Source organism: Youngimonas ophiurae (nom. illeg.) (assembly GCF_049803795.1).
GTDB lineage: Bacteria > Pseudomonadota > Alphaproteobacteria > Rhodobacterales > Rhodobacteraceae > Thalassobius.
The window spans coordinates 259591-286385 of the sequence record NZ_JBNAGJ010000003.1 but is presented as its reverse complement, the minus strand read 5'-3'; the positions used below and the strand labels follow the sequence as shown (position 1 = coordinate 286385).

Below are 26795 nucleotides of genomic sequence, written 5' to 3'. Positions count from 1 at the left end.
TTGCGCCTCTTCTGGCTTAGTTCGACGTCAGCGTTATATCAGCCGCCGCCCCATGTTCAATCGCGGGCCGCAACCCCAGCAAGGGCGCGATCCGCCGGATCATCTCGGCCGCGACGGGCACCGCCGTCCAGCCTGCGGTACGGCGCGGTTTGGCACCCGTGGTTTCCACCGGCTCGTCCAGCGTGACCACCAGCACGTATTTCGGATCGCTGGCCGGGAACATCGAGGCAAAGGTGGCGATCACCTTGTCATCATAATAGCCGCCGCCGTTTTCCTTGGGCTTATCCGCCGTGCCGGTCTTGCCGCCCACTTCGTACCCTGCGACCTCGCCAAAGCTGGCGGTGCCCTCGGTAACAACCTTGCGTAGCATCACGCGAGAGGCCGCCGCCGCCTGAGCCGACATCACACGCGCCCCCCGCTGCGGCTGGTTGCGCTTCAGGATCGTGGGCTTCACGCGGGTTCCGCCATTGGCAATCGCCGCATAGCCCGCCGCCAGATGCAACGGTGTGGCCGACAGGCCGTGGCCATAGGAAATGGTCATGGTTGACAGTTCGGACCAGCTGGGCGGCAACAGGGGTTTGCCGGTATTGGCCTCTACGATCTCCAAGGGGGTAGGCTCGAAAAACCCAAGATTTTCAAGGAACTTCTTCTGCCGTGCAATGCCAATCATCTGCGCAATCCGGGCCGTCCCGATATTCGAGGATTTTACGATCACCTTGGTCACGGTCAATTTCGAGCCGTAATTGTGGAAGTCGCGAATGCGATGTTTGCCCCAGCGCAGGGGGCCGCGCGTGTCGATCTCGGTGGTGGGATTGATCAGGCCCAGCTCCATCCCCTGAGCCGCCGCGAAAATCTTGAAGGTTGAGCCCAGCTCGTACACACCTTGCACGGCACGATTGAACAAAGCGCTATCCGCCGCGTGCCCTTTGGTGGGCGGACGCGGGCGATCGTTGGGGTCGAAATCGGGCAGCGACACCAGCGAGATCACCTCGCCCGTGTGCACATCCATCAGCACGGCGGCCGCGCCCTTGGCATTCATCAGCGCCATGCCGCCGGCCAGAACACGCTCGGCCGCGTCCTGAACCGCCAGGTCCAAAGACAGCTGCAACGGCGTGTCCGCACGGGCCGGATCGCGCAGCTCTTTTTCGAATTTACGTTCGACACCGGCGACACCGATTACCTCGGCGGCGTTCACATCCTCCAGGCCGAAACTGGCGCCGCCCAGAACATGCGCGGCCAGTTTGCCATTCGGATAAAGCCGCATCTCACGCGGGCCAAACAGCAGCCCCGGCTCGCCAATATCGTGCACGGCCTGCTTCTGTTCTGGGCTCAGCTTCTTGCGCAGCCAGATGAATTTGCGCTTGCCGGTGAAATCCTTGACCAGCCGGGCCTCGTCCATTTCGGGGAAAATCGAGGCCAGCTCGCGCGCGGCGCGTTCGGGCTCCAGCATGTGTTTGAGATCGGCATAGAGCGAGTGCGTTTCGATATTCGTCGCCAGAATGCGGCCCTGACGGTCCACAATATCGGCCCGCTGCGCCCGGATCTGCGCCCCGGCGGCCACGGCGCGCGGCTCGGACGGTTCGCTGGCGGCCAGGTGCCCCATGCGGAACCCGATCACGCCGTAAGCACAGACAAAAGTCAGCGCCAGCAGCATCAGCCGGCTTTCGGCGCGCAGGCGGGCGCGATCACGCATCGCCTCGTGGCGCAGGCGGATGTTCTCTCGTTCGATCGCGTCGGGGTTTTCACCCTTGGTGCGGGCCTCAAGAATGCGGGCCAGAGGACGGAGCGGCGTGCGGATCATTGCGTCCCCCGAACCGAGGAAATCTCGACCGCGTCGGGCAGAGAATCCAGCGTGGTATCTGCCGGATAGGCCACCTGATCCACGCGCCCGAACTGTTCGGGGGCAAAGGTCATCAGCTCTAGCTTTTCATAGTTCAGCACGGCCAGTTCGCGCAAACGCTCGGGCCGGTTCAGATAGGCCCATTCAGCGCGCAGCATCCCCAGACGCGCCCGCGCGGCGGCGATCTGACTGTGCAGCTTTTCCGCCCGATCCAGGGCGGCCTGCGTCTGATAATTTTCCCGATACGCCCAGAAGGCCAGACCAATCACCGCCATCGCGGTCAGGACATAAAGTACGCTGCGCATTACCTTTTTCCTTTCCTCAGCATCGGCATCCCCAGTTTTTTGCGGTCCGTCACCCCGGCCCGAGCATCGGTGCGAATGCCCACCCGCAGCTTGGCGCTGCGCGAACGCGGGTTCTCGGCCAATTCCTGATCGTCCGGGCCGATGGCCTTGCGCGTCACCTGTTCAAACTGCGCGGGTTCGGCCTGCACCTCGGGCGCATAGCGGTTTCCGCCCGCGCTGCCCGCCCGCCCCTGAAAGAAGCGTTTGACCATGCGGTCCTCGATCGAATGGAACGTCACAACGGCCAGTTTTCCGCCGGGTTTGAGCGCGCGTTCGGCGGCCTCCAGCCCTCCGATCAGCTCGTCATATTCGGCATTCACCGCGATGCGGAGCGCCTGAAAACTGCGAGTCGCGGGGTGCGACTGGCCGGGCTTTTTACGCGGCAGCAGGCGTTCGATCAGACCGGCCAGTTGCAGCGTTGTGGTAAAGGGCTGCGCATCGCGATCCTGCACGATGGCGCGGGCGATGCGGCGACTGGCGCGCTCCTCGCCAAAGGTGAACAGGATGTCGGCCAGCTCGGTTTCCGAGGCGGTGTTCACGATGTCAGCGGCCGTGGGGCCGGACTGGCTCATCCGCATGTCCAGCGGGCCGTCTTTCATGAAGGAAAACCCACGCTCGGCCAGGTCCAGCTGCATCGAGCTGACGCCCAGATCCAGCACCACCCCGTCCAGATCGCTGGCATATTCGTCCAGCTTGGAAAACACGCCCTGCACCAGTTCCAGCCGGTCGCCATATTCGCCGATCCAGGGCGCGGCCATTTCAAACGCCAATGGGTCACGATCCACGCCGATCACCTTGTCCGCACCAGCAGCCAGCAGCCCGCGCGTATAGCCGCCCGCGCCGAACGTGCCGTCCAACCATACCCCCGAGACAGGCGCGACCGCTTTCAGAAGCGGCCGCAGAAGAACAGGAATATGAGGATTGTCAGCGTCCGACATCACTCATCCTCCAACGCGTCCAGCAGGGCCAGCGGATCCGCGCCGGGGCCCATTTCCTCGATCCAGTCCTCGGCGAATTGCGCGTTTTCCTCGTCGAAGGTTTCGGGTTTCCAGATTTCGAAGGTTTCGCCCATGCCGGCGAAATAGGCGGTGCCGTCCAGCGCGATCTTATCGCGCAACATCTGCGGCAGAACGAACCGGCCATCGCTGTCCAGCTCGGTGGTGCGGGCCAGATTCAGGATCATCCGCTCCATGATCTTGCGGCGCTTCGAGCCGCGGGGAAGCGCGCGGATTTCCTCGGCCAGGGCCTTGAATCCGTCAAACGTGTAGACAATCAGTTGTTTTTGCGAGGCGTGACCATACACGATCACCATGCGGGGACGGCCAGAGGTTGCGGCCAGCGGGTCGCCTTCGGACAATTCATGACGAAAATCGGAAGGGATCGACACGCGTCCCTTTCCGTCCACCTTGAAGGTGTGTTCGCCTATGAACATGCCGGCCAATGCGGCGCTCCTTTACCTGTCCCTGCCCGTTGCTGGGCCTATTTACGGAAAACGGCGAATTGAGCTGCTGCCACTGCCCAATTCGCCGCCCTCGTCCCGCTATGCGGGGTGTGTCCAGCTGCGCGCGCCACCTGGGGGGATGTCTGCTCGCCCGCGCGCCGGATCTCTTGGTTCGATGAAAGCGGAGCCTGTATGAAACCTGCTTTTTATTATTTGGTTCGGGGTCTTGCGCCCCTGCGCCCGTTCTCATTCGATGAACTAGGGATGCCATGGGAATTCATGGAAATCAACAGGAAATCCTGGGCACACCATATAATGCCAGGCAAAGTGGCTGCGTTCTAGGCACTGCATTTCAGAGTTATCCACAGGCTTAGGCGCATAAATTGACGATTGAAAGACAGCCCTCGCTACATCTTGTGTCAGAAAAGGTGCCGTAAAAAAATCCCGCGCTCTCCCATTATTTTCCAAGAGGACGCCGCATCAGAGGCACTGAGCCAAAAGGAGTTTCCCAAAAATCCGGGGGATTCATCTGAAATCACGCGAAAATCGCGCCCAAGTGATTCGGTTTGAGCCCCATCAGCCCAGCCCGATCCAACCACGGGACCGCCCGGTCCCGTGAATTCCCAAAGTTCCCGTGATTTCCCAGAAAGGCTTTAGGCCATGCCGCCCTGGATCAGGCGCTCGGCGATGCGGGCATAGGCCTGCGCCATCAGCCCGTCCCCGGCCGCAACGGGTGTCCCCGCGTCTCCGGCCAGCCGGGTTTCCAGATCAATCGGCAATTCGGCCAACAAGGGCACCCCCAATGCGCGCGCCTCCTCAGCGACACCGCCATGGCCAAAGATATGCTCTTCATGTCCGCATTTGGGACAGTGATAGACCGACATGTTTTCGATCAGCCCCAGAACCGGCGTTTTCAGCGTGTTAAACATGTCGATTGCCTTGCGCGCATCAATCAGCGCCACATCCTGCGGGGTCGAGACCACCACCGCCCCCGTCAGCAGGGTTTTCTGACACAAGGTCAGCTGGATATCGCCCGTGCCCGGCGGCAAGTCGATGATCAGCACGTCCAGCTGCCCCCACTGAACCTGCCCCAGCATCTGCTGCAACGCCCCCATCAACATGGGGCCACGCCAGATCACGGCTTTCTCCGGATCCATCATCATGCCAATGGACATCAAAGTAACGCCATGGGCGTGCAGGGGCTCGATTGTTTTGCCATCGGGGCTGGCAGGGCGCTTGGTGGTGCCCATCATACGCTGCTGCGAAGGCCCGTATATATCGGCATCCAGCAGCCCTACTTTGCGCCCCGCCTTCGCCAGCGCCACCGCCAGGTTTGAGGACACGGTAGATTTGCCCACGCCGCCCTTACCCGAACCGACTACCAGAATTTTATCCACACCCGCCGGCTTGGTGGGTCCGGCCTGAGGCTTGGGATGCCCCCCGATTTTCAGGCTGGGCGCGGGCTTTTGCTGTGCCGGGCCATGCGCCGTCAGCGCCACACGCACCGAAGAAACCCCCGGCAGGGCCTTTACCGCCGCCTCGATCGCCGCCTGGGCCGGCTCTATCTGACGGGCCGCATCCGGGCTGGGCGCCTCAATCACAAAGCTGACCTGCCCCTGATCCACCACCAAGGCACGCAGCACATCACGCGACAACAGCGTCCCGCCTCCGGGCAATTCGATTCGGGACAAAGCTTGCTCGACCTGCTGGCGGGTGACGGACATAGAGGGCTCCTTGGGGGGATCTTGCGGAAATTTCGCGCTAATAGGTGCCGTTTTTTGAGACCAAAGCAAGGGCGATCCCCCTAAGACCCACGAAAACTGCCTGAAATTGCATCCAGAATGCATGTTTACGATAGGTCAACAATACTTATGCACTTCACGCATAGCTGCAATGCAGCATAGACCATTGTGCAATTGCAGCAATTCCCCCATCTTAGTCTCAACACAGCAAGACGCGAACAGACGAAAGTTATCAAAATGGCATACGCATCGGACATCCGCACCGAAAATGGTGGCATCGCTGATCGTTTCGCCGCCCTGACAAAGAAGATGGGCGCGCGTTTCGCCCGGTACAAAACCTACCGCCGGACCCTGAACGAACTGGCCGCGCTAAGCGACGCTGAACTGCGTGACCTTGGCCTGTGCCGCGCTCAGATCCGCTCGGTGGCATACGAGCACGTCCTGGACGCGCATTAAGAATACTCTTCGGAAATCCCTCTCCTCCTCCCTGGGATTTCTGGAAAAGCGGTGACATCTCTCCTCCTCCCTGATGTCGCCGCACCTAATTCGGGTCCAAAGGCCCAGACAGATGCGAATACCTCTCTCCTCCTCCCTGAGGTGTTCGTAGCAAAGAGCGGCGATCCTCTCTCCTCCTCCCTGAGGATCGCCGCACTTAAACAGAATACGAAGGGCCCTCTCCTCCTCCCTGGGTGCCTTCGTTGTCAAGCGCGGTGGCCTTCTCTCCTCCTCCCTGAAGGTCACCGCAGTTTGACACCGAATACGGCGATCCTCTCCTCCTCCCTGGATCGACCGTTACAAAGACGGCGGTGCCCTCTCCTCCTCCCTGGGCACCGCCGTTTTCCTTTTCCGCCCGCACAATTACAGCTGCGCCGCGCAGACAGCACAAATGCGCGCGCTGAAATAGCGCCCGCCCTTCCGCTTCTTTCTGAAAAAATACTCAAGGCGCCACGCCGATCGGGCTCAGAACGGTATATCGTCCGCCCCGGACAGATAGCGCGCCACCACCTTTTTGGGGCCCGCTTTTTCAAAGGCAATCTCCAGCTTGTCGCCTTCGATGCCGATCACCGCGCCATAGCCGAATTTCTGATGGAACACCCGATCTCCCAGCGCAAAGCTGCTGGTGGCCGTCGCCTCGATCACCGCAGAGCGCGGCTGACTGACAGGGCGCGCGTTCGCCCGCGCCTGCATTCTCTGCCAGCCGGGCGAATTATAGGCATCGGCCCGCGCGGCCCGCTCTTCCACCCCGGAACGAACACCCGAGGGCTGCGCCGCACCGTACCCGCCCCCATAGAGCCCCGGCGGGGTCAGCACATCCACGTGATCTTCGGGCAATTCGTCAATAAACCGCGAGGGCATCTGCGATTGCCACTGCCCGAACACCCGCCGGTTCCCCGTGAAGGAAATCGTGCAGATTTCCTCGGCGCGGGTGATGCCCACATAGGCCAGGCGGCGCTCTTCCTCCAGGCCCTTGAGACCGGATTCATCCATGCTGCGTTGGGACGGAAACAGCCCATCCTCCCATCCGGGCAGGAACACTGCGGGGAATTCCAGCCCCTTGGCCGCGTGCAGGGTCATGATGCTGACCTTTTCGCCATCATCGCCCTGTTCATTGTCCATGATCAGGCTGACGTGTTCCAGGAAGCCTTGCAGATTCTCGAACTGCTCTAAGGCCTTGACCAGTTCCTTGAGGTTTTCCAGACGGCCCGGCGCCTCGGGTGTTTTGTCATTCTGCCACATGGCGGTATAGCCGGATTCGTCCAGAATGATCTGCGCCAGTTCCACATGCGAGACCTCAGGTTCGCCGTATTGCGCGCCCTCGTCCAGCACGTCATCGTCCGCGTCCTGATAAGCCACAACAGGGCCGCGCGTCATCGCGTTCCAGCGGGCCAGCTCATCGACCAGCCGGCGCAGATTCGCGCCGCCTTTGCCCTTGATTACCCCCTCAGCCAGCGCCAGCCGCGCGCCTTCCAGCAGGGGCACGCCATTGGCGCGCGCGAGGGCCTGAATGGTCTGCTGCGCCTTGTCGCCCAGCCCGCGTTTGGGGGTGTTCACGATCCGCTCGAACGCCAGATCGTCACTGGGCGAGGTCACGACCCGGAAATAGGCCATGGCATCGCGAATCTCCATCCGCTCATAGAAACGCGGCCCGCCGATCACCCGGTAAGGCAGCCCGATGGTCAGGAAACGGTCCTCGAACGCGCGCATCTGATGCGAGGCGCGCACCAGAATGGCCATCTGATCCAGACCATAGGGCCGCAATCCGCGGGTGCCGCGTTGCAGGGCCTCAATTTCTTCGCCCACCCAGATCGCCTCGGCCTCGCCATCCCACAAGCCGATCAGGCGGACCTTTTCGCCCTCTTCCGCTTCTGTCCAGAGCGTTTTGCCCAGCCGCCCCTCGTTGCCCTTGATCACGTTGGACGCGGCGGCCAGAATATGCGGGGTCGAGCGATAATTCTGCTCCAGCCGGATCACCTCGGCGCCGGGAAAATCCTTTTCAAACCGCAGGATATTGCCCACCTCGGCGCCGCGCCAGCCATAGATGGACTGATCGTCATCGCCCACGCAGCAGATGTTTTTATGCCCGCCCGCCAGCAGCCGCAGCCACAGGTACTGGGCCACGTTCGTATCCTGGTATTCGTCCACCAAGATGTAGCGGAACCAGCGGCGGTAACGCTCTAGAATGTCGTCATGTTTTTGGAAAATCGTGACCATATGCAGCAGCAGATCGCCGAAATCCACCGCGTTCAGCTCGCGCAGGCGGGTCTGATATTGATCGTACAGCTCGGTGCCGCGATTGTTGAAATGCCCCGCATCCGAGGCCGGCACCTGCGCCGGGGTCCAGGCCCGGTTTTTCCAATTGTCGATGATCGAGGCCAATTGCCGCGCGGGCCAGCGTTTTTCATCAATATGATTGGCTGCAATCAACTGTTTAAGCAGCCGCACCTGATCATCCGTGTCCAGAATGGTGAAATTCGATTTCAGCCCCACCAATTCGGCATGGCGGCGCAGCAGTTTCACGCAGATGGAATGGAAAGTGCCCATCCAGGGCATTCCCTCGACCGCGTGGCCCAGCATCCGGCCCACCCGATCCTTCATTTCGCGCGCGGCCTTGTTGGTAAAGGTGACGGACAGGATTTCATTGGGCTGCGCCCGCCCCGTATTCAGCAGATGCACGATCCGCGTGGTCAGCGCCTTGGTCTTGCCGGTGCCAGCGCCCGCCAGCATCAGAACGGGGCCGTCCAGCGCCTCAACGGCGGCGCGCTGTGCGGCGTTCAGCTCGTCCAGATAGGGCATCGGCCGCTGCGCCAGCGCCTGCGCGGAAAGAGAAAGCTTAGGAGTGGGGATGTCAGACTGGCTCATGCGCGGCAATCTAGCGGCAAGCGCGAAAGAGGGAAAGGGGTGTTCACCTTGTGTTCACGACTTTTCGGAAATCGCGGCCAGCACTGGACAAGTTCGCAATTCCGGCGGCTAATGCGCCCATGGATTTGCATCGAAAATTCCCCGCGATCAGTGATCTGAAGGCCCGCGCCCGGCGGCGCATTCCCTGGTTCGTTTTCGAATATCTGGACAGCGCCACCGGGGCCGAGGTCACGCAGACGCGCAACCGGACCAAGCTGGATGAGGTAACGCTGATGCCCTCGATCCTGCACGGGGAAATCACGCCGGATCTGTCGGTGGATCTGTTCGAGCGGCGCTATCCGCTGCCCTTTGGCGTCAGCCCGGTAGGCATGTCGGGGCTGTTCTGGCCCAATGCCGAGCGCCTTCTGGCGGCCCAGGCAACGCGCAGCGCCATCCCCTATGGGCTGTCCACCGTGGCCAGCCGCACGCCCGAGAATCTGGCCGATTGTCTGGATGGCAATGGCTGGTTTCAGATCTACCCGCCGCGCGATCCGGAGATTCGGGCGGATATGCTGAAACGCGCCCGCGATGCCGGGTTTCATGCGTTGGTGCTGACGGTGGATGTGCCGGTGGCCAGCCGGCGCGAGCGTCAGACCAGATCCGGCCTGACCAGCCCGCCTAAGCTGACGCCCCGGCTACTGGCTCAGGTGGCGCGCTGCCCGGCCTGGGCGATGGGGACGGCGCGGCTGGGGATGCCTCGGATGCGGCTGATTGACAGCTATGCGGATGCGGTGACGGGGCTCAGCTCAACCGAGCACGTGGGCTATCTGCTGCGCACCTCGCCCGATTGGGACTATCTGCGCGCGCTGCGTGACGGCTGGGACGGACCGCTGATCGTCAAGGGCGTGCTGGATGCGCGCGATGTGCCCGCGCTGGAGGCCGCCGGCGTCGATGCGATCTGGGTCAGCAACCACGCAGGCCGGCAATTCGACGCCGCACCCGCCAGCATCGAGGCCCTGCCGGCGATCCGTGCCGCGACCACCCTGCCGGTGATTTTCGACAGCGGGATCGAGGGCGGGCTGGACATGCTGCGCGCCATCGCGCTGGGGGCGGATTTCGTGATGATGGGGCGGGCCTGGCATTTCGCCCTGGGCGCCCTAGGCGCGCGTGGCCCCGCGCATCTGGTGGACATGCTGCGCAAGGATTTGCTGGCCAATATGGGGCAGCTGGGCGCACGCCGCCTGTCCGATCTGCCCGGACGCCTGATGCCCTAGTTTGCGCGCCCTAGTTTGCGGCCGTCAGATCCTTGGGCATTGCCTCAAAGGCCTGTTGCGCAGAAACAACTGGCAGACCCGCTGGAATCCAGCCGGTGCCACGCGGGCCGCCCACCATGCCTTCGGTAACGTCCAGAACGCCCTCGATCCCGTTTTCCTTCAGAACTTCGATCAATCTGCCCGTGCGGTTGCCGGTGCGGCAGATGATGGCGATCTGGCGGTTGGGGTTCCGTTCCAGCGCGGCCATCAGCCAGCCACCGAAATTGCGATGCGTCATATCCAGCATCCACGCGCCCTGCGCCACGCCGGTCTGTTGCCATTCGGGCGGGGTGCGCACGTCGATCAGGATCAGCTCACCCGCCTGCATCCGGGTGTTGGCCTCTTGGGCGCTGATGGTGCCGGCGCTGGCCAGGGCGGCGGCCGGCAGGGCCAAGGCGGCCCCGGTTGCGGCGATCAGGGTACGGCGGTCGATCATCTGTCACATTTCATATTTGCTATATCCTTTGTGTGCCACGGATCGCCCGGCGGGGCAATCTTGGGGAGATCACAAAAACCGGCGCAACAAACCGTCGCAAAATGTTACAAGAATCTTACAAACTCCGTGCGAGTGGGTATTGCGCCGCCCGGCGACAGGCCGTTAGCAATGCGCCCGAGGGATGGGACTGAACGAAAGAGGGAGCTGCGACATGCCATCATTTAACAAGATTCTGATCGCGAACCGGGGTGAGATTGCGATCCGCGTGATGCGCGCCGCCAACGAACTGGGCAAGAAAACCGTCGCGGTTTATGCCGAGGAAGACAAGCTGGGCCTGCACCGTTTCAAAGCGGATGAGGCCTACCGGATTGGCGAGGGGCTGGGGCCTGTGGCCGCCTATCTGAGCATCCCCGAGATCATTCGCGTGGCCCGCGAATCCGGCGCGGATGCGATCCATCCGGGCTATGGCCTGCTGTCGGAAAACCCTGAATTCGTAGATGCTTGTGCGGCGAACGGCATCACTTTCATCGGGCCGAAGGCAGAAACCATGCGCGCCCTGGGCGACAAGGCCAGCGCGCGCAAAGTGGCGATTGCGGCCGATGTGCCGGTGATCCCCGCGACCGAGGTTCTGGGCGATGACATGGACGCGATCCGGGCCGAGGCCGCGGAAATTGGCTATCCCCTAATGCTCAAGGCCAGCTGGGGCGGCGGCGGGCGCGGGATGCGCCCCATTCATGGCCCCGACGAGCTGGAAGAAAAAGTGCTGGAAGGCCGCCGCGAGGCCGAGGCCGCCTTTGGCAATGGCGAGGGCTATCTGGAAAAGATGATCACCCGCGCCCGCCACGTCGAGGTGCAGATTCTGGGCGACCAGCACGGGGAAATCTATCACCTGTGGGAACGCGATTGCTCGGTCCAGCGGCGCAATCAGAAGGTCGTGGAGCGCGCGCCCGCGCCCTATCTGACCCAACAGCAGCGCGAGGAAATCTGCGAATTGGGCCGCCGCATCTGCGCCCATGTGAATTACGAATGCGCGGGCACGGTCGAATTCCTGATGGATATGGACAGCGGCAAATTCTACTTCATCGAGGTGAACCCGCGCGTGCAGGTGGAACACACCGTCACCGAGGAAGTGACCGGCATCGACATCGTTCAGGCTCAGATCAAGATCGCCGAGGGCAAAACCCTGGCCGAGGCCACCGGCAAGACCGACCAGTCGGAAATCCGCCTGAACGGCCACGCGCTGCAAACCCGGATCACCACCGAAGACCCGCAAAACAACTTCATCCCCGACTATGGCCGCCTGACGGCCTATCGCTCGGCCACCGGGATGGGCATTCGTCTGGACGGCGGCACCGCCTATGCGGGGGGCGTGATCACGCGGTATTACGACAGCCTGCTGGTCAAGGTGACGGCCCACGCCCAAACGCCCGAGGCGGCGATTGCCCGGATGGACCGGGCCCTGCGCGAATTCCGCATCCGGGGCGTTTCCACCAACATCGCTTTTGTGGAAAACCTGCTGAAACATCCGATCTTTCTGTCGAATGAATACACCACCAAATTCATTGATGAAACGCCCGGCCTGTTTGACTTTGCCAAGCGCAAGGACCGCGGCACCAAGGTGCTGACCTATATCGCGGACATCACCGTGAACGGCCACCCCGAAACCCAAGGCCGCGCCAAGCCCGAAGCCGCCAAACTGCCCAAACCGCCCGCCAAAATCGGCGCACCGACGGCTGGCACCCGCACCCTGCTTGAGGAAAAGGGCGCCAAGGCCGTGGCCGACTGGATGCTGGATCAGAAACAGCTGCTGCTGACCGACACCACCATGCGCGACGGGCACCAAAGCCTGCTGGCCACGCGGATGCGCTCGATCGACATGATCAAGGTCGCGCCCGCCTATGCCGCCAACCTGGCCGGTCTGTTCAGCGTGGAATGCTGGGGGGGGGCGACGTTCGATGTGGCGTATCGCTTCTTGCAGGAATGCCCCTGGCAGCGCCTGCGCGACCTGCGCGCGGCCATGCCCAATGTGCTGACGCAGATGCTGCTGCGGGCCTCGAACGGCGTCGGCTATACCAACTATCCCGACAATGTGGTGCGCGAATTCGTCCGCCAGGCGGCGGACACGGGCGTCGATGTGTTCCGCGTCTTTGACAGCCTGAACTGGGTGGAAAACATGCGCGTCGCCATGGATGCGGTGGTGGAAAGCGGCAAGATCTGCGAGGGCACGATCTGCTACACCGGCGACATTCTGAACCCGGACCGCGCCAAATATGACCTGAAATACTATGTCGGCATGGCCAAGGAACTGGAGGCCGCCGGCGCTCATGTTCTGGGGCTCAAGGACATGGCCGGCCTGCTGAAACCCGCCGCCGCCCGCGTGCTGGTCAAGGCGCTGAAGGACGAGCTGTCGATCCCCGTCCATTTCCACACCCATGACACCAGCGGCATCGCCGGTGCCACCATCCTGGCCGCTGCGGATGCGGGCGTGGACGCGGCCGATGCGGCGATGGATGCCTTTAGTGGCGGCACGTCCCAGGCCTGTCTGGGCTCGATCGTCGAGGCCCTGGCCCACACGGATCGCGACACCGGGCTGGATATCGCCCGCGTGCGTGAAATCAGCGACTATTGGGAACAGGTGCGCGCGCAATACGTGGCGTTCGAATCCGGCCTGGCCGCCCCCGCCTCCGAGGTGTACCTGCACGAAATGCCCGGCGGGCAGTTCACCAACCTCAAGGCGCAGGCCCGCTCTCTGGGGCTGGAGGATCGCTGGCCCGAGGTCGCCCGCACCTATGCCGACGTGAACCAGATGTTCGGCGATATCGTGAAGGTCACGCCCTCATCCAAGGTGGTGGGTGACATGGCCCTGATGATGGTCAGCCAGAACCTGACCCGCGAGGATGTGGAAAACCCGCAGAAAGACGTGGCCTTCCCCGATTCTGTGGTGGATATGATGCGCGGCAATCTGGGGCAGCCTCCGGGCGGGTTCCCCCCGGCGATCGTGGCCAAGGTGCTGAAGGGCGACGCGCCTAACACCTCTCGCCCCGGTGCGCACCTGCCCCCTGTCGATCTGGAAGAGGAACGCGCAAAACTCAGCGCCGAGCTGGACGGGATGGCCATCGACGGCGAGGATCTGAACGGCTATCTGATGTATCCCAAGGTGTTCCTGGATTACATGGGCCGGCACAAGACCTATGGCCCGGTGCGGACGCTGCCCACACGGACGTTCTTCTATGGGATGGAACCCAGCGAAGAGATCGAGGCCGAGATCGACCCCGGCAAGACCCTGGAAATCCGTCTGCAAGCCATCGGCGAAACCGACGAAAACGGCGAAGTGAAGGTGTTCTTTGAACTCAACGGTCAGCCCCGCGTGATCCGCGTGCCCAACCGCCTGATCAAAGCCACCACCGCCACCCGCCCCAAGGCCGACCCGGACAATCCCGCCCATGTCGGCGCGCCGATGCCCGGCGTTGTGGCCTCGGTCGCGGTCGCACAGGGCCAACAGGTCGCCGAGGGCGACATGCTGCTGACCATCGAAGCGATGAAAATGGAAACCGGCATCCACGCCGAAACCAGCGGCACGATCAAAGCATTGCACGTCACCCCAGGCGCACAGATCGACGCCAAAGACCTGCTGGTCGAAATCGAATAAATCGACCACATGCACCATCAGAGGGGCGCCCAACCGGCGCCCCTTTTCCGTTGCGGCAGGGCGGCGATTTGGCTCTGGTATCCGTGCGGGCTCTGGGGTCACTCTGAGGCCAACTGCCACCGCACACAAAACAGGAGCCCCCATGCCCCTTACCATCACACCGATTTATGCCGGCCTTCTGGGCGTGCTTTATGTTCTGCTCAGCCTGTGGGTGGTAAAGGTCCGCGTCCGTCAGCGCATCGGCAGCGGAGACAAAGGCGACCCGGTGATGCAGAACGCCATGCGCACCCATGCCAACTTCGCCGAATATGCCCCCTTTGCCCTGATCCTGATCGCAAGCGGAGAGTTGCAGGGAATGCCGCCCCTGGCCACCCATCTGCTGGGCGCGGGGCTGCTGCTGGCGCGCATCATGCATATGCTCGGCATGGGCCGGATGCCCCACACCCCCGCCCTGCGCGGAGGCGGCGCGGCGCTGACCTTTGTTATCTTGCTGCTGGCAGCGCTGGCCAATCTGGGCCACGCGCTGTTCTGACCCGGTTCTGATGGGGAGGGATGAAAAAATCCCAGGCCGGCGCATTTTGTGCTTGAACCCCCGAAGAATTATGAATATTCCCCACCTCACCCAAGGAAGCGGGCGTAGCTCAGGGGTAGAGCATAACCTTGCCAAGGTTAGGGTCGGGCGTTCGAATCGCCTCGCCCGCTCCAAATTTCCCTCTTATGAGGGGGTCGAAAAACGCGGCTCTGGCCGCGTTTTTTCGTTTTCCGGACAGGATTTACCGCGCGCATACATCCCCGAAATTTCCCGCGAAAAATCGTGTTTTTCCTCTTGCGGCGCACCGGCGGATTGCCTAAATACGCCCTCACGAAATGGTGCGGGCGTAGCTCAGGGGTAGAGCATAACCTTGCCAAGGTTAGGGTCGGGCGTTCGAATCGCCTCGCCCGCTCCAATTCGAAATCTCCCGAAAATCCGATAAGATCAGCATGGCATAATGTGCCAGCGGCTATCCTGTTTCATATTGAACGCGCAAAGAAAAAGGCGCCCGAAGGCGCCTGTTTCGTGGGGTGATGATCCGGCAGTCAGGCCGCGCGGGACATCAGAACCTCGCCCACCTGCTTGGCGGCATCGCCCTCATCGGCACCGGAAACGGCGGCCACTTCGCGGGTCAGACGCTCTAGCGCGGATTCGTAAAGCTGGCGCTCCGAGTAGCTCTGCTCGCGCTGATCGTCGGTGCGGTGCAGGTCGCGCACCACCTCGGCAATCGCGATCAGATCGCCCGAGTTGATCTTCTGTTCATATTCCTGCGCCCGACGCGACCACATGGCCCGCTTGACCTTGGCCTTGCCCTTCAGGGTCTTCATCGCCTGGCTGACCACATCGGGCGACGACAGCGACCGCATCCCGATTTCCTCAGCCCGGTGCGTCGGCACCGACAGGCGCATCTTGTCCTTCTCAAAGGAGACGACGAACACCTCTAGTTTGAAGCCCGCCACATCCTGTTCTTCGATGGACACAATCTGACCAACGCCATGGGCCGGATAGACCACGTAATCGTTCGGGCTGAACGCCGGTTTCTTCGCTTTGCTCATGCAATCCTTCCTCGCACGCACACCAACACCAGGCGACAAAAAGACGGACGAGAGTACGGCAATACGCTCGTCAGTCCGGTCAATTTCGCAGAAAAACCCACCCACGGGCAGCAGCGCGAATGGTCTGGTGTCAGTTCATATTTGTCATGTGTCTGACATGATAGCATAAAATCGCAGTCTACGAAAGCACCCTGCCCCTTTGCATAGGAAAAGCCCTTTGTTTCAAAGGGCTTTTGATCAAAAGGTCAGGCTTTCGCGTGTCCCCGACGGGGCAAAACCGCGAATCACTCTTAGCTGCCCTCGCCTGGCGCTTCCGAGAAATACTTGTTCAACTTGTCCGGCTCGCCATCACGTTCCTCGTAGCCGGGCAGCGGATCTTTCTTCTCGACGATCACGGGCCAGGCCTCGGAGTATTTGCGGTTGAACTCGACCCATTTTTCCATGTCCGGCTCGGTGTCCGGGCGGATGGCATCAGCGGGGCATTCAGGCTCACACACGCCGCAGTCGATACATTCATCGGGGTGGATCACCAGCATATTCTCGCCTTCGTAGAAGCAATCCACGGGGCACACCTCGACGCAGTCGGTGTATTTACAGGCGATGCAGTTGTCGATGACGACGTAAGTCATGTCTCATTTCCATCTTTTGGCTATGGGCTTAGCTAAAACATGCGCCCGGATCATTCAAGTTCCACAAAGGGCTTAGCCGCGATCAAGGTCAATCATTCGCCTGTCGCGCTTGGTCGGGCGCCCTTTGCCTTCATATCGCGGAGCGGGCGGGACGTCGTCCTTGACCTCGGTCAAATCCTCGTACAGCGTTTGTGCCTCGGGGGCGGGGCCGCGGCGCGTACCCAATTGCACGACACGCACCACCCGGATCCGATTGCCCTGCGGCAGGGTCAGCACGTCCCCTGCCCCGACCGCAAAGGACGCCTTGGCAATTTTCGAGCCATTGACCCGCACATGCCCGCCCGACACGGTTTTGCTGGCCAGCCCGCGCGTTTTGTAAAACCGCGCGAACCAGAGCCATTTATCGACCCGCAGTTTCGCAATCGGGTCCGTCATTCAGGATCAGCTCTTGCCTTTCAGCCCCATCAGCGCGGCGGCGAAGGGGTTATCGGGATCAATGGCTTTTTCCTTTTTGGGGGGACGAGACTGATAGGTCTTGGCCCCCTGCCCGCGCGGTTTGCCACCCTTTTTGCCACGCGGCTTATCGCCGGGCTTGGCCCCGCCACGCGCAGGGCGATCCCCGCGCGGTTTGCCGCCCTGACGGCGGTTGCCGCCCCAGGTGAAGGTGTAGAACACTTCGATTTCGGGCGCTGCGGGTTCCTCAGTTGCGGGGGTATCGGCGGCGGGGGCAGCAGGCGTTTCGGCGGCAGGTTCAACCGGGGTTTCAGCCGCAGCCTCTACCGCAGCCTCTGCCACAGCTTCCACCGGCGTCTCTGTCCCAGCTTCTGCCGTTTCGTCCGCAGGCGCAGCCATTTCCGGCGTGGCCTTGATCTTCTCGCGCTCGCCCTTGTCGGCCTTATAGCCCAGGCCCTGCATCAGATCCGCGAATTGTTCCAGCGTCATGCCGGTGATCGACAGCATGTCGGCCTTGGCCTCGAACCCGCCGCGGCTGTCTTCGGCGCGCAACATATCGGCCAGGCGTTCCAGCATGTCGATGCGGATCGCCCGTTCGCCAGCGGCGCGATAGCCGGACATGGCAAAGAAGCCCTCGGGCATTCCGGCCAGCGCGGGCACGGTGACCAGACCGGGCGGCGGCGCCTCGGGGAAATCGTCCAGACCGCGGGCCAGCGACCACAGCACCAGACGCAGACGCGTGGGCGCGGGTTTCAACAGCAGCGGCATGAAAATGGTGAACTGGCCGAAACGCACGCCATGTTTGCGCAGCGCGCCACGGGCGTCCTGATCCAGCGCCTTGACCTCGTCCGCGACCTGACCGCGCGGCACAATCCCTAGGTTTTCCACCATCTGGAAGGCAAAGCCGCGCGCCAGCCCGGTCAGAGCCTCATCGCCGGCCAGATTCTGCAACGGCTCGAACAGGGCTGCGATTTTGCGGTCGATGAAATGCTGCAAGCGGCGCTGCACTTTTTGCGCGACATCCGCGCCGGCCTCGTCATCGACAAAGGCCACGACCTCGGGTTTCAGCGCATCGGCACCGGCGGTCAGCTTGCCGACGGCCTCGGTGCCCCACATCAGACCGCCCTGTTCGGTAAAGTCGATCTCGGTATCGGGGGCGTTATAGAAACGGTCCGCGCGCAGATGGAAATGTGGGGCCAGCGCCTGAAGGCTGGCCTGGCGCAAGGTCTTTGCCTCTTGCCCTGTTGCGTCCTTGTCCTGACGGAAACGGAACCCTTCCAGACGACCGACGAATTCGCCTTCGACGGTCACTTCACCTTGATCATTTACTTCGGCCAAAAGGGCCTCCTTCTGTTTGAGCCGCCGCAACAACACTGATGTGCGCCGGTCCACAAATCTCTGAGTCAGACGCTGATGCAGCGCATCCGATACTCGGTCTTCTACAGCGCGAGTCTCCTCGCGCCAATGGGTTTCATCGTCCACCCAGCCTGTTCGCTGCGCGACATATGTCCATGTGCGGATAAAAGCCAGACGTTTCGACAATGTGTCAATATCGCCATCTGTCCGGTCGATCCGCTGTATTTGCCGGGCCAGCCAGTCATCCGGCACCCGCCCGCTTTCATGCAGATAGCTGTAGATCTGCTGCAACAGGCTGGCGTGTTCATTATGGCTGATGCCGCGAAAATCGGGAATGCGGCAAACGTCCCACAGCAGGCGCACCGCCTGCGGATCCGAGGCCCGTGCCCGAATTTCCGCCACCGATTGCAGGGATTTGAGCGCCATAAGGTCATCTGCCTCGCGCGCGCGCAGCAGCAGATCGTGGCGCGGCGGTTCCTCCAGGCTGCGGATCAGCGCGGGGATCGAGCCGAATTTCAGCGCCGCATTGCGCCACTGCACCTTGCGGATGGGGGCGAAACGGTGCTCTTCGATGGCCTCGACGGTTTCGTCCGGCAGGCCCGGAGCCTCGCCCGTGACGCCAAAGGTGCCATCGGACATGCCCCGCCCGGCCCGGCCCGCGATCTGGGCCAGCTCATCGGGTTGCAGATACCGCATCCGCCGCCCGTCGAACTTGATCACCGAGGAAAAGGCCACGTGATCCACGTCCAGGTTCAGCCCCATCCCAATCGCATCCGTGGCCACCAGGAAATCCACATCGCCGTTCTGATAGAGCTCGACCTGCGCATTGCGCGTGCGCGGGGACAGCGCGCCCATCACCACGGCCGCCCCGCCGCGCTGACGGCGGATCAGCTCGGCGATGGCATAGACATCCTCGACCGAGAAACCGACGATGGCGCTGCGCGGTTTCATCCGGCTGATTTTCTTGGGGCCCGAATAGGTCAGGCGCGACATCCGTTCGCGCCGCATGAATTCCACCCCCGGCACCAACTGCGCAATGGTCGAGCGCATGGTATCGGCGCCCAGAAACACGGTTTCATGCAGCCCGCGCGCCCGCAGCAGCCGGTCTGTGAACACATGGCCGCGCTCAGGATCGGCGCATAGCTGAATCTCATCAATGGCGACGAAATCGGCGCCCATGCCTTCGGGCATCGCCTCGACCGTGCAGACCCAGTATTGCGTGCGCGGGGGCACGATGCGTTCCTCGCCCGTTACCAGCGCCACAACCGAGGGGCCGCGCGCCGCGACGATCCGGTCATAGACCTCGCGCGCAAGCAGCCGCAACGGCAGGCCGATAATGCCCGTCCGGTGCCCCAGCATCCGTTCGATCGCGTAATGTGTCTTGCCAGTATTCGTCGGTCCCAGGACCGCGGTGATCCGTGCGTTCTGGGCCATGGGCCGTCCTTGTCAGATATGTGTCAGGGTCAGATACGTGTCAGAGCTCTGGCCCGCGGGCCAGATCCCGCACACGTGCGATCGCGTCATTGGCCTCGTCGTAGTGCGGGTAGATCGCCAGCGCAAGCTCATAGGCCTCCAGCGCCATTTTCGGCCGATCCAGTTGTTCCAGAATCACGCCCAGCCCATAAAGCGCCTGAAAATGGTTGGGATTCAGCGTCAGCGCGCGTTCCAGATCATGGAGCGCCATGCCGAATTTCTGCGTCTGATAGAAGGCACTGGCCCGCAGGTGCCAGCCTTCGGCGAAATCCGGCGCGTGATCCGTCAGCGCGGTGAAATGATCCAGCGCCACGGTCATTTCCCCTCGTTTCAGCGCATCCTGCCCGCGTTTGACCAGCAGATCCATCGCGGCCGATCCCGACTGCGTCCAGCGCAGGGCGATTTCCTCGGCCAGGCGTTTTGCCTCGTCCGGGGGGGCGTGCTGCAACGCGCCCAGCATGTCCGGCGGAAAAGCGCCCTTAGCCGATTCCTGAGCCTGTAAAGGTAAGGAAAACGTGACTGTCAGGACGATTGCCGCAACGATAGGTTTGAGATTGTGTTTCTTCGCGCTCATAACAATATTGAGTGTAACGCGCGCTACAGGAAAAAACAGCCCAAGGCGCATCAAATATAAGGGAAGAGACCATGAGCGACAAAATGGAAGCCGCCGTTGCCGCGCTGAACGAAAAACTGACCGACGTCGATTTCGACGGCTCGGCCAAATTCGTGATCGAAGGCGAAGGCGCTATCGTCGTGGACGCAGACGGCGCCCGCCTGTCCGATGACGAGGCCGACGTCACCCTGACCGCCGACGCCGACACATTCGAAGCAATGATGACCGGCGACATGAACCCCACCGCCGCCTTCATGAGCGGCAAACTGTCCGTGGACGGCGACATGGGCAAAGCCATGCAGCTGGGCGCGGCTCTGGCCTGATCGTATGACTCCAGCACCTTTTCTGTCCGATATCGCCTCTGATGCACCGAAAGCTCAGGCATATTGGCTGGACACCTCGGATGGCGTGCGCGTGCGCACGGTTCTTTGGGGGAAAGGGGCTGAAAAAGGCACGGTGCTCCTGTTTCCCGGACGCACCGAATATGCCGAAAAATACGTGCACACGGCGGCTGCCCTGCAACAGGGCGGCTATGCCACCTTGGCGATGGACTGGCGCGGACAAGGGCTGGCGGACCGGCTGCTGGACAATCCTCTGGTCGGGCATGTGGGGAAATTCGCCGATTATCAGCGCGATGTCGCCGCCATGGTCGAGGCCGCGCTGGATCTGGACCTGCCCAAACCCTATTTCCTGATTGCCCACTCGATGGGCGGGGCCATCGGCCTGCGCGCCCTGATCGAGGGCCTGCCCGTCAACGCCAGCGTCTTTACCGGCCCGATGTGGGGGATCATCATGAACCCCGCCACCCGGCCTGCCGCCTGGGCGATCACCTGGGCCAGCAAGATGCTGGGCACCTCGGATGGGCTGGCCCCTGGCACGCGCCCGGCCGCCTATGTCCTAAGCGAGCCCTTCGCGGACAACACCCTGACCACCGATCCCGCAATGTACGATTTCATGCGCGATCAGTTGCTGGCGCATCCCGAACTGGCCCTGGGCGGTCCCTCGCTGAACTGGCTACACGAGGCGCTGAAAGACACGCTGGAAATCAGCCGCCGTCCGGCCCCCGGCGTGCCCTGCATCACCTTTTTGGGCACGAATGAACGCATCGTGGATCCTCGGCGCATTCACAACCGCATGGCCGGCTGGCCCGGCGGTGAACTGGTCATGATCCCGCAGGGCGAGCATGAAATTCTGATGGAAGGCCCGGAAAAACGCGGCCCCGTCCTGGAGCGCATCCTGGCCCTTTTCGACAGCCACCGGAACGGAGACAGCCAGGATACCTCTGTCGCCTGCTAGGCCCTAATCCTGCCCGACCTCTTGGCGCTGGCGGCCCAGCCCTTCGATCCGCAGCTCCATCACGTCGCCCGCCTTCAGATAGGTTGGCGGGGTCATGCCCATCCCCACCCCCGGAGGCGTCCCCGTCGCGATCACATCGCCCGGTTGCAGGCTCATCATTTCCGTCAGGTGCTGGATGATCTGCGCCACGGTGAAAATCATCGACGCGCTATTGCCCCGCTGCGCCGGTTTGCCGTTCAGGTCCAGCTCCAGCGTCAGGTTCTGCGGGTCGGGCACCTCGTCTCGGCTGACCAGCCAGGGGCCGACGGGGCCGAACGTGTCGCAGCTTTTGCCCTTGGTCCATTGGCCGCCGCGCTCGGCCTGAAAGGCGCGTTCGGACACGTCATTCACAATCGTATAGCCCGCCACATAGTCCAGCGCGTCCTCGGCCCGGACGTATTTCGCGGGCTTGCCGATCACCACGCCCAGCTCGACCTCCCAATCGGATTTGAGCGATCCGCGCGGGATCATCACCGGATCATTCGGGCCGTTCAAAGCGCTGGTGGCCTTCATGAAAACGATGGGTTCCTCGGGAATGGCCATCCCGGCCTCTTCGGCGTGATCGCGGTAGTTCAGCCCGATACAGACCAGTTTACCAATGCCCCCCACGGGGATGCCCAGACGCGGGGCCCCACCCACCAAAGGCAGCGTTTTGGGGTCCACCTGCGGCAGCGCGCCCAGCACCGCGCCGGACAGGTCATCCACCACGCCCGACAGATCGCGCACCCGGCCTGCGGCATCCAGAACGCCGGGCTTCTCGGCCCCCGGCTGACCATAGCGAACATAGCGCATGATTTCCCCCTCTTGCTGGAAAGACACCTTATCCATGCCCCCGCCATGCACAAGCCCTTGAGGCCCGCGCGCCCCCGTCCTATGTCTGTTTGGCAATGACAAAAGAGGTGCCCCATGTTCCAGCTTCCCTTCCCCGTGCGCGATGCCAATGCCGGGTCCGGCTCTGACGGATTGGGGGATCTGCCGGAATGGGATCTGACCGATCTCTATACGGCCAATGACGCGCCCGAGCTGACCGCCGACCTGAACTGGCTGGAGGCTGAATGCGCCGCCTTCGCCGCCGATTACGCCGGTAAGCTGGACACGCTGGACGCCGCGGGCCTGCTGGAATGCGTCCAGCGGAACGAGAAGATCAGCACCAAGGCCGGGCGCGTGATGTCCTATGCGGGGCTGCGCTATTACCAACTGACGGTGGATGCGGACCGGGCGAAATTCATGTCCGACTGCCAGGAAAAGATCACCAATTTCACCACGCCGCTGGTGTTCTTCACGCTGGAACTGAACCGGATCGAGGATGACAAACTGGCCGCCATGCTGGCCGAAAACGCCGATCTGGCCCGCTATAAGCCCGTGTTCGACCGCATCCGCGCGATGAAGCCGCACCAGCTGTCCGATGAGATGGAGCAATTCCTGCACGATCTGGGCGTTGTCGGGGACGCGTGGGAAAAGCTGTTCGATGAAACCATCGCCGGGCTGGAATTCACCGTGGACGGTGACGATCTGAACATCGAGGGCACGCTGAACCTGCTGACAGATCCCGATCGCCCCCGGCGCGAGGCCGCCGCCCGCGAGCTGGCCGATGTTTTCTCCGCCAACATCAAGACCTTCGCCCGCGTCCACAACACGCAAGCCAAGGAAAAAGAGGTGCTGGACCGCTGGCGCAAGATGCCCACGGCCCAGACCGGGCGGCACCTGTCCAATGACGTGGAACCCGAGGTGGTTCAGGCCCTGCGCGATGCCGTGGTGGCCGCCTATCCGCGCCTGTCGCACCGGTATTACGAGCTGAAACGCAAATGGCTGGGTCTGGACCGGATGCAGGTCTGGGACCGCAACGCGCCTTTGCCGATGGAAGACACCAAAACCGTCGGCTGGGACGCCGCGCAATCCATCGTGATGGAGGCCTATAACGCCTTTGATCCGCGCATGGGGGAAATTGCTCAGCCGTTCTTTGACAAGGGCTGGATTGATGCGGGCGTGAAGCCCGGCAAGGCCCCCGGTGCCTTTGCCCATCCCACCGTCACCGAGGTCCACCCCTATGTGATGCTGAACTATCTGGGCAAACCGCGCGACGTGATGACCCTGGCGCATGAGCTGGGCCACGGCGTGCACCAGGTGCTGGCGGCGGATCAGGGGGAAATGCTGTCCTCGACCCCGCTGACGCTGGCGGAAACCGCGTCGGTCTTCGGCGAAATGCTGACCTTCCGCACCATGCTGAACAAGGCCAAATCCAAGGCCGAGCGCAAGGTGATGCTGGCCGGCAAGGTCGAGGATATGATCAACACGGTCGTCCGCCAGATCGCGTTCTATGACTTTGAATGCAAGCTCCACGCCGCCCGCCGCGAGGGCGAGCTGACGCCCGAGGACATCAACGCCCTGTGGATGTCCGTACAGGCCGAAAGCCTGGGCCCGGCGTTTGACTTCATGGAGGGGTACGAGACCTTCTGGGCCTATATCCCGCATTTCGTCCACTCGCCCTTCTACGTCTACGCCTATGCCTTCGGTGACGGGCTGGTGAACGCGCTTTATGCCGCCTACGAGGCCGCACCCGAAGGCTTCCAGGACAAGTATTTCGATATGCTCAAGGCAGGTGGTTCCAAACACCACAAGGAACTGCTGGCCCCCTTCGGGCTGGACGCCAGCGACCCCAAATTCTGGGACAAGGGCCTGTCCATGATCGAAGGCTTCATCGACGAGCTGGAGGCGATGGAGGACTAAACCCCCGTCAGGGCCACGCCCCTACAGCCACGCCAGGGTCGCCGCTGTCAACGCCAGATAGCGCGCGCCCTTGGCGATCAGCACCAGAATGAAAAAGGACGCCAGCGGCTCTTTCATCACGCCGGCCACCACGGTCAGCGGATCGCCCACGATCGGCACCCACGATCCCAGCAGAGTCCAGCGCCCGAACCGATGATACCAGCCCTGCGCGCGCTGCATCTGCGCGGGCGAGGCCGGGAACCAGCGCCGATCCTGAAACCGCAGCAGATAGCGCCCCAGATACCAGTTCACCACCGATCCCAGCACATTCCCCGCCGTCGCCACCGCCACCAGCGCCAGCGCAGGCTGCTGGTTCCGCACCAGCTGCGTGACCAGAATGGCCTCGGATTGCATGGGCAGGATCGTGGCCGCCACAAAGGCCGAGCCGAACAGCAAGAGATACGCGATCATCGGCGCTCCGCTTGGTTGCAAACACAGCGCACAGCTACAGCGCCTTTGCCCGGCACGCAATAACGGCCCATCAAACCGGCGTGAGGGGGATGGCGCAGGGGCCGGGCGCACGGCACAGTGGATCAAACAACCCCGGAGAAGCCCCATGCCCCTGTCCCGCCGCACCTTTTGTCTGATGCTGCCCGCAGCTGCCGCCCTGCCCCGGATGGCGCAGGCCATGTCACCCAAAATCTATGCCGAGGACGGAATCGCCGTGGATGGCAGCGACGTTGTCGCCTATTTCACTGCCGGCAAGCGCGTCAAAGGCCGCTCGGACATTACCCATGACTGGATGGGCGCGACATGGCGCTTTGCCTCCGAGCAGAACAAGGCGGCCTTTATCGCGGATCCCACCGCCTATGCGCCCCAATACGGCGGGTATTGCGCCTATGCCGCCTCCGAGGGCTATGTCGCCCCCACGGCCCCCGAAGCCTGGACGATTTACGAGGGCAAACTGTATCTGAACTTCTCCAAGGGGGTGCGGCGACGCTGGTCGCAGGACATCCCCGGCCGGATCGCCGCCGCGGATGCCAATTGGCCTGCGATCCTGAACTAGGCGCTAATCGGAATGGGCGACGATATTGATCAGATCGCCCAGCAGATCGCGGACATGGAACCGGCGGGCAGATTGGCGACGATGCGGCGAACGGTCATGGTGTCATCCCATTTGGCCGCCTCATTTGACCCGTCCCGCCAGGTCAGTCCAACTCGGTCCATGGCCAGGGTTTGACGTCACTGGCCGCCGTCATATAGCGCACGGATTTGGCCATCCAGACCCCCAGATCGGTGCCGAAATTGGCCAGGTTCTCGTTCGGTTCGCCCTTGTTCAGCGCCATGATGACGATCTGGATCAGGGTGAGGACGCCCAGGACGGTCTGGGTCAGGCTCATCATGACGCCGATGATCAGAACATGCACGATCCGCATCAACAGCCCCTCGGGCTGATCGGGCTCGAACTGCTCGCCATGGAGCCGGCCGCTTAGCTTATCTTCGTCGTTCATTGAGGCCCTCGCAGTGGCATCCGGACATGAAAAAACCGGCCCTCAAGCAGGGCCGGTTTCGATTTTAACACGATCAGGCGCTGGTCAGCATCCCTTTTTCGGCGGCCAGTTCGCGCATGCGCTTTTGCAGCTTTTCAAAGGCGCGCACCTCGATCTGGCGGATGCGTTCGCGGCTGACGTCATATTGGCCGCTCAGATCCTCCAGCGTGATGGTTTCCTCGGACAGGCGGCGCTGCACCAGGATGTCACGCTCGCGTTCGTTCAGAACGTCCATGGCGTCGGCCAGCAATTCGCGGCGGGCGTCCATTTCATCCTTTTCGGCGTAATCGGCAGCCTGGTCGGCGTCTTCGTCCTCTAGCCAGTCCTGCCATTGCATCGTGCCTTCGCCTTCGGACCCGACTGTGGCGTTCAGCGAGGCATCGCCGCCCGACATGCGGCGGTTCATGCTGATCACCTCGTCCTCGGTCACGCCCAGATCGGTGGCGATCCGTTTGACGTTTTCGGGGCGCAGGTCGCCCTCTTCCAGCGCACCGATGCGGGCCTTGGCCTTGCGCAGGTTGAAAAACAGCTTCTTCTGCGCCGAGGTCGTGCCAAGTTTCACCAAAGACCACGAGCGCAGGATATATTCCTGAATCGAGGCCCGGATCCACCACATCGCATAGGTCGCCAGACGAAAGCCCTTTTCGGGGTCGAACCGTTTCACGGCCTGCATCAGGCCCACATTCGCCTCAGAGATCACCTCGGCCTGGGGCAGGCCATAGCCGCGATAGCCCATGGCGATCTTGGCCGCCAGACGCAGGTGAGACGTGACCATCTTATGGGCGGATTCGCTGTCTTCCTGCTCGACCCAGCGTTTGGCCAGCATGTATTCCTCTTCCGGTTCCAGCATCGGGAATTTCCGGATTTCCTGTAGGTATCGGTTCAGGCCGCCTTCGGGTGTCGGGGCCGGTAGATTTGCATAGTTACTCAAGCTCTGTCCCTCCCAATGTTTAAGGGCTTAACATCCACATAGGAGACGTATGCAGACC

At 62.3% G+C, this 26795-nt stretch carries 25 protein-coding genes and 2 tRNA genes; 10 read left to right on the top strand and 17 right to left on the bottom strand.

Translation table 11 applies throughout. The features are described from left to right. Positions 1 to 16 precede the first annotated feature (16 nt). From ACP15O_RS09130 to ACP15O_RS09110, 5 genes are all read right to left on the bottom strand, one after another. Entirely contained in the window at positions 17 to 1801 is a 1785-nt protein-coding gene (locus tag ACP15O_RS09130) for a peptidoglycan D,D-transpeptidase FtsI family protein (protein ID WP_425095767.1), read from the bottom strand. Further along, positions 1798 to 2145, bottom strand: coding sequence for a cell division protein FtsL (ftsL, locus tag ACP15O_RS09125; protein ID WP_425095766.1), 348 nt, complete (start codon positions 2143 to 2145; stop codon positions 1798 to 1800). The genes ACP15O_RS09130 and ftsL overlap by 4 nt, the downstream gene beginning before the upstream one ends. Next, positions 2145 to 3122, bottom strand: a complete 978-nt coding sequence (rsmH, locus tag ACP15O_RS09120) for a 16S rRNA (cytosine(1402)-N(4))-methyltransferase RsmH (RefSeq protein ID WP_425095765.1) — start codon at positions 3120 to 3122, stop codon at positions 2145 to 2147. Before rsmH ends, ftsL begins: the two co-directional genes overlap by 1 nt. Further along, the gene (locus tag ACP15O_RS09115) at positions 3122 to 3616 is read right to left on the bottom strand and encodes a division/cell wall cluster transcriptional repressor MraZ (RefSeq protein WP_425095917.1); all 495 of its coding nucleotides are present in this window, start codon (positions 3614 to 3616) and stop codon (positions 3122 to 3124) included. Before ACP15O_RS09115 ends, rsmH begins: the two co-directional genes overlap by 1 nt. Positions 3617 to 4278: 662 nt before the next feature. Beyond that, positions 4279 to 5349, bottom strand: a complete 1071-nt coding sequence (locus ACP15O_RS09110) for an Mrp/NBP35 family ATP-binding protein (RefSeq protein ID WP_425095764.1) — start codon at positions 5347 to 5349, stop codon at positions 4279 to 4281. Positions 5350 to 5604: 255 nt separating this feature from the next. Here ACP15O_RS09110 and ACP15O_RS09105 point away from each other — a divergent pair, with 255 nt between their 5' ends. Continuing rightward, complete coding sequence (locus tag ACP15O_RS09105) at positions 5605 to 5823, top strand: DUF1127 domain-containing protein (protein ID WP_425095763.1); 219 nt, start codon at positions 5605 to 5607, stop codon at positions 5821 to 5823. A 504-nt stretch (positions 5824 to 6327) separates the two neighbouring features. Here ACP15O_RS09105 and ACP15O_RS09100 read toward each other — a convergent pair. Next, positions 6328 to 8727 carry an ATP-dependent helicase gene (locus tag ACP15O_RS09100; protein WP_425095762.1) on the bottom strand — a complete coding sequence of 800 codons (2400 nt, stop codon included), beginning with the start codon at positions 8725 to 8727 and terminating at the stop codon, positions 6328 to 6330. Between the two features lie 119 nt (positions 8728 to 8846). Here ACP15O_RS09100 and ACP15O_RS09095 point away from each other — a divergent pair, with 119 nt between their 5' ends. Then, positions 8847 to 9980, top strand: coding sequence for an alpha-hydroxy acid oxidase (locus ACP15O_RS09095; RefSeq protein WP_425095761.1), 1134 nt, complete (start codon positions 8847 to 8849; stop codon positions 9978 to 9980). A gap of 10 nt (positions 9981 to 9990) precedes the next feature. Here the strand turns inward: ACP15O_RS09095 and ACP15O_RS09090 are convergent, their stop codons facing one another. Further along, positions 9991 to 10455, bottom strand: coding sequence for a rhodanese-like domain-containing protein (locus tag ACP15O_RS09090; protein WP_425095760.1), 465 nt, complete (start codon positions 10453 to 10455; stop codon positions 9991 to 9993). Between the two features lie 211 nt (positions 10456 to 10666). On the opposite strand from ACP15O_RS09090, the gene ACP15O_RS09085 reads away from it, so the two are divergent. From ACP15O_RS09085 to ACP15O_RS09070, 4 genes are all read left to right on the top strand, one after another. Continuing rightward, positions 10667 to 14104 (top strand): pyruvate carboxylase, encoded by a 3438-nt coding sequence (locus ACP15O_RS09085; RefSeq protein WP_425095759.1) that lies wholly within the window; start codon positions 10667 to 10669, stop codon positions 14102 to 14104. A 142-nt stretch (positions 14105 to 14246) separates the two neighbouring features. Next, positions 14247 to 14636 carry an MAPEG family protein gene (locus ACP15O_RS09080; protein ID WP_425095758.1) on the top strand — a complete coding sequence of 130 codons (390 nt, stop codon included), beginning with the start codon at positions 14247 to 14249 and terminating at the stop codon, positions 14634 to 14636. Between the two features lie 98 nt (positions 14637 to 14734). Then, positions 14735 to 14809 (top strand) — tRNA-Gly (locus ACP15O_RS09075). A gap of 167 nt (positions 14810 to 14976) precedes the next feature. Further along, positions 14977 to 15051, top strand: a tRNA-Gly gene (locus ACP15O_RS09070). Between the two features lie 130 nt (positions 15052 to 15181). Here ACP15O_RS09070 and ACP15O_RS09065 read toward each other — a convergent pair. From ACP15O_RS09065 to ACP15O_RS09045, 5 genes are all read right to left on the bottom strand, one after another. Beyond that, positions 15182 to 15691: a CarD family transcriptional regulator gene (locus tag ACP15O_RS09065; RefSeq protein WP_425095757.1), complete on the bottom strand. Its 510-nt coding sequence runs from the start codon at positions 15689 to 15691 to the stop codon at positions 15182 to 15184. 290 nt (positions 15692 to 15981) lie between these two features. After that, complete coding sequence (gene fdxA / locus ACP15O_RS09060; RefSeq protein WP_425095756.1) at positions 15982 to 16320, bottom strand: ferredoxin FdxA; 339 nt, start codon at positions 16318 to 16320, stop codon at positions 15982 to 15984. Between the two features lie 72 nt (positions 16321 to 16392). Next, the gene (locus tag ACP15O_RS09055) at positions 16393 to 16755 is read right to left on the bottom strand and encodes an RNA-binding S4 domain-containing protein (RefSeq protein ID WP_425095755.1); all 363 of its coding nucleotides are present in this window, start codon (positions 16753 to 16755) and stop codon (positions 16393 to 16395) included. A gap of 6 nt (positions 16756 to 16761) precedes the next feature. Further along, entirely contained in the window at positions 16762 to 19563 is a 2802-nt protein-coding gene (locus ACP15O_RS09050; protein WP_425095754.1) for a helicase-related protein, read from the bottom strand. A 40-nt stretch (positions 19564 to 19603) separates the two neighbouring features. Continuing rightward, a complete protein-coding gene (locus ACP15O_RS09045; RefSeq protein WP_425095753.1) occupies positions 19604 to 20176 on the bottom strand; it encodes a tetratricopeptide repeat protein in 573 nt (190 codons plus the stop codon). Positions 20177 to 20247: 71 nt separating this feature from the next. On the opposite strand from ACP15O_RS09045, the gene ACP15O_RS09040 reads away from it, so the two are divergent. Further along, positions 20248 to 20538, top strand: a complete 291-nt coding sequence (locus tag ACP15O_RS09040; protein ID WP_425095752.1) for an SCP2 sterol-binding domain-containing protein — start codon at positions 20248 to 20250, stop codon at positions 20536 to 20538. Between the two features lie 4 nt (positions 20539 to 20542). Next, complete coding sequence (locus tag ACP15O_RS09035; protein WP_425095751.1) at positions 20543 to 21511, top strand: alpha/beta fold hydrolase; 969 nt, start codon at positions 20543 to 20545, stop codon at positions 21509 to 21511. 3 nt (positions 21512 to 21514) lie between these two features. Here the strand turns inward: ACP15O_RS09035 and ACP15O_RS09030 are convergent, their stop codons facing one another. Next, entirely contained in the window at positions 21515 to 22342 is an 828-nt protein-coding gene (locus ACP15O_RS09030; protein WP_425095916.1) for a fumarylacetoacetate hydrolase family protein, read from the bottom strand. Positions 22343 to 22456: 114 nt separating this feature from the next. Here ACP15O_RS09030 and ACP15O_RS09025 point away from each other — a divergent pair, with 114 nt between their 5' ends. Beyond that, entirely contained in the window at positions 22457 to 24277 is a 1821-nt protein-coding gene (locus tag ACP15O_RS09025; protein ID WP_425095750.1) for a M3 family oligoendopeptidase, read from the top strand. A 21-nt stretch (positions 24278 to 24298) separates the two neighbouring features. On the opposite strand, the gene ACP15O_RS09020 is transcribed toward ACP15O_RS09025, so the two are convergent. Next, on the bottom strand, positions 24299 to 24727 hold the full coding sequence (locus tag ACP15O_RS09020) for a YqaA family protein (protein ID WP_425095749.1): 429 nt from the start codon (positions 24725 to 24727) through the stop codon (positions 24299 to 24301). A 145-nt stretch (positions 24728 to 24872) separates the two neighbouring features. Between ACP15O_RS09020 and ACP15O_RS09015 the strand changes: the two genes are divergently transcribed. Next, entirely contained in the window at positions 24873 to 25322 is a 450-nt protein-coding gene (locus tag ACP15O_RS09015; RefSeq protein ID WP_425095748.1) for a YHS domain-containing (seleno)protein, read from the top strand. Positions 25323 to 25351: 29 nt separating this feature from the next. Here the strand turns inward: ACP15O_RS09015 and ACP15O_RS09010 are convergent, their stop codons facing one another. From ACP15O_RS09010 to rpoH, 3 genes are all read right to left on the bottom strand, one after another. Beyond that, complete coding sequence (locus tag ACP15O_RS09010; RefSeq protein ID WP_425095747.1) at positions 25352 to 25483, bottom strand: hypothetical protein; 132 nt, start codon at positions 25481 to 25483, stop codon at positions 25352 to 25354. After that, entirely contained in the window at positions 25465 to 25767 is a 303-nt protein-coding gene (locus tag ACP15O_RS09005; RefSeq protein WP_425095746.1) for a DUF4389 domain-containing protein, read from the bottom strand. Before ACP15O_RS09005 ends, ACP15O_RS09010 begins: the two co-directional genes overlap by 19 nt. Before the next feature lie 73 nt (positions 25768 to 25840). Continuing rightward, a complete protein-coding gene (rpoH, locus tag ACP15O_RS09000; protein ID WP_425095745.1) occupies positions 25841 to 26737 on the bottom strand; it encodes an RNA polymerase sigma factor RpoH in 897 nt (298 codons plus the stop codon). Positions 26738 to 26795 lie beyond the last annotated feature (58 nt).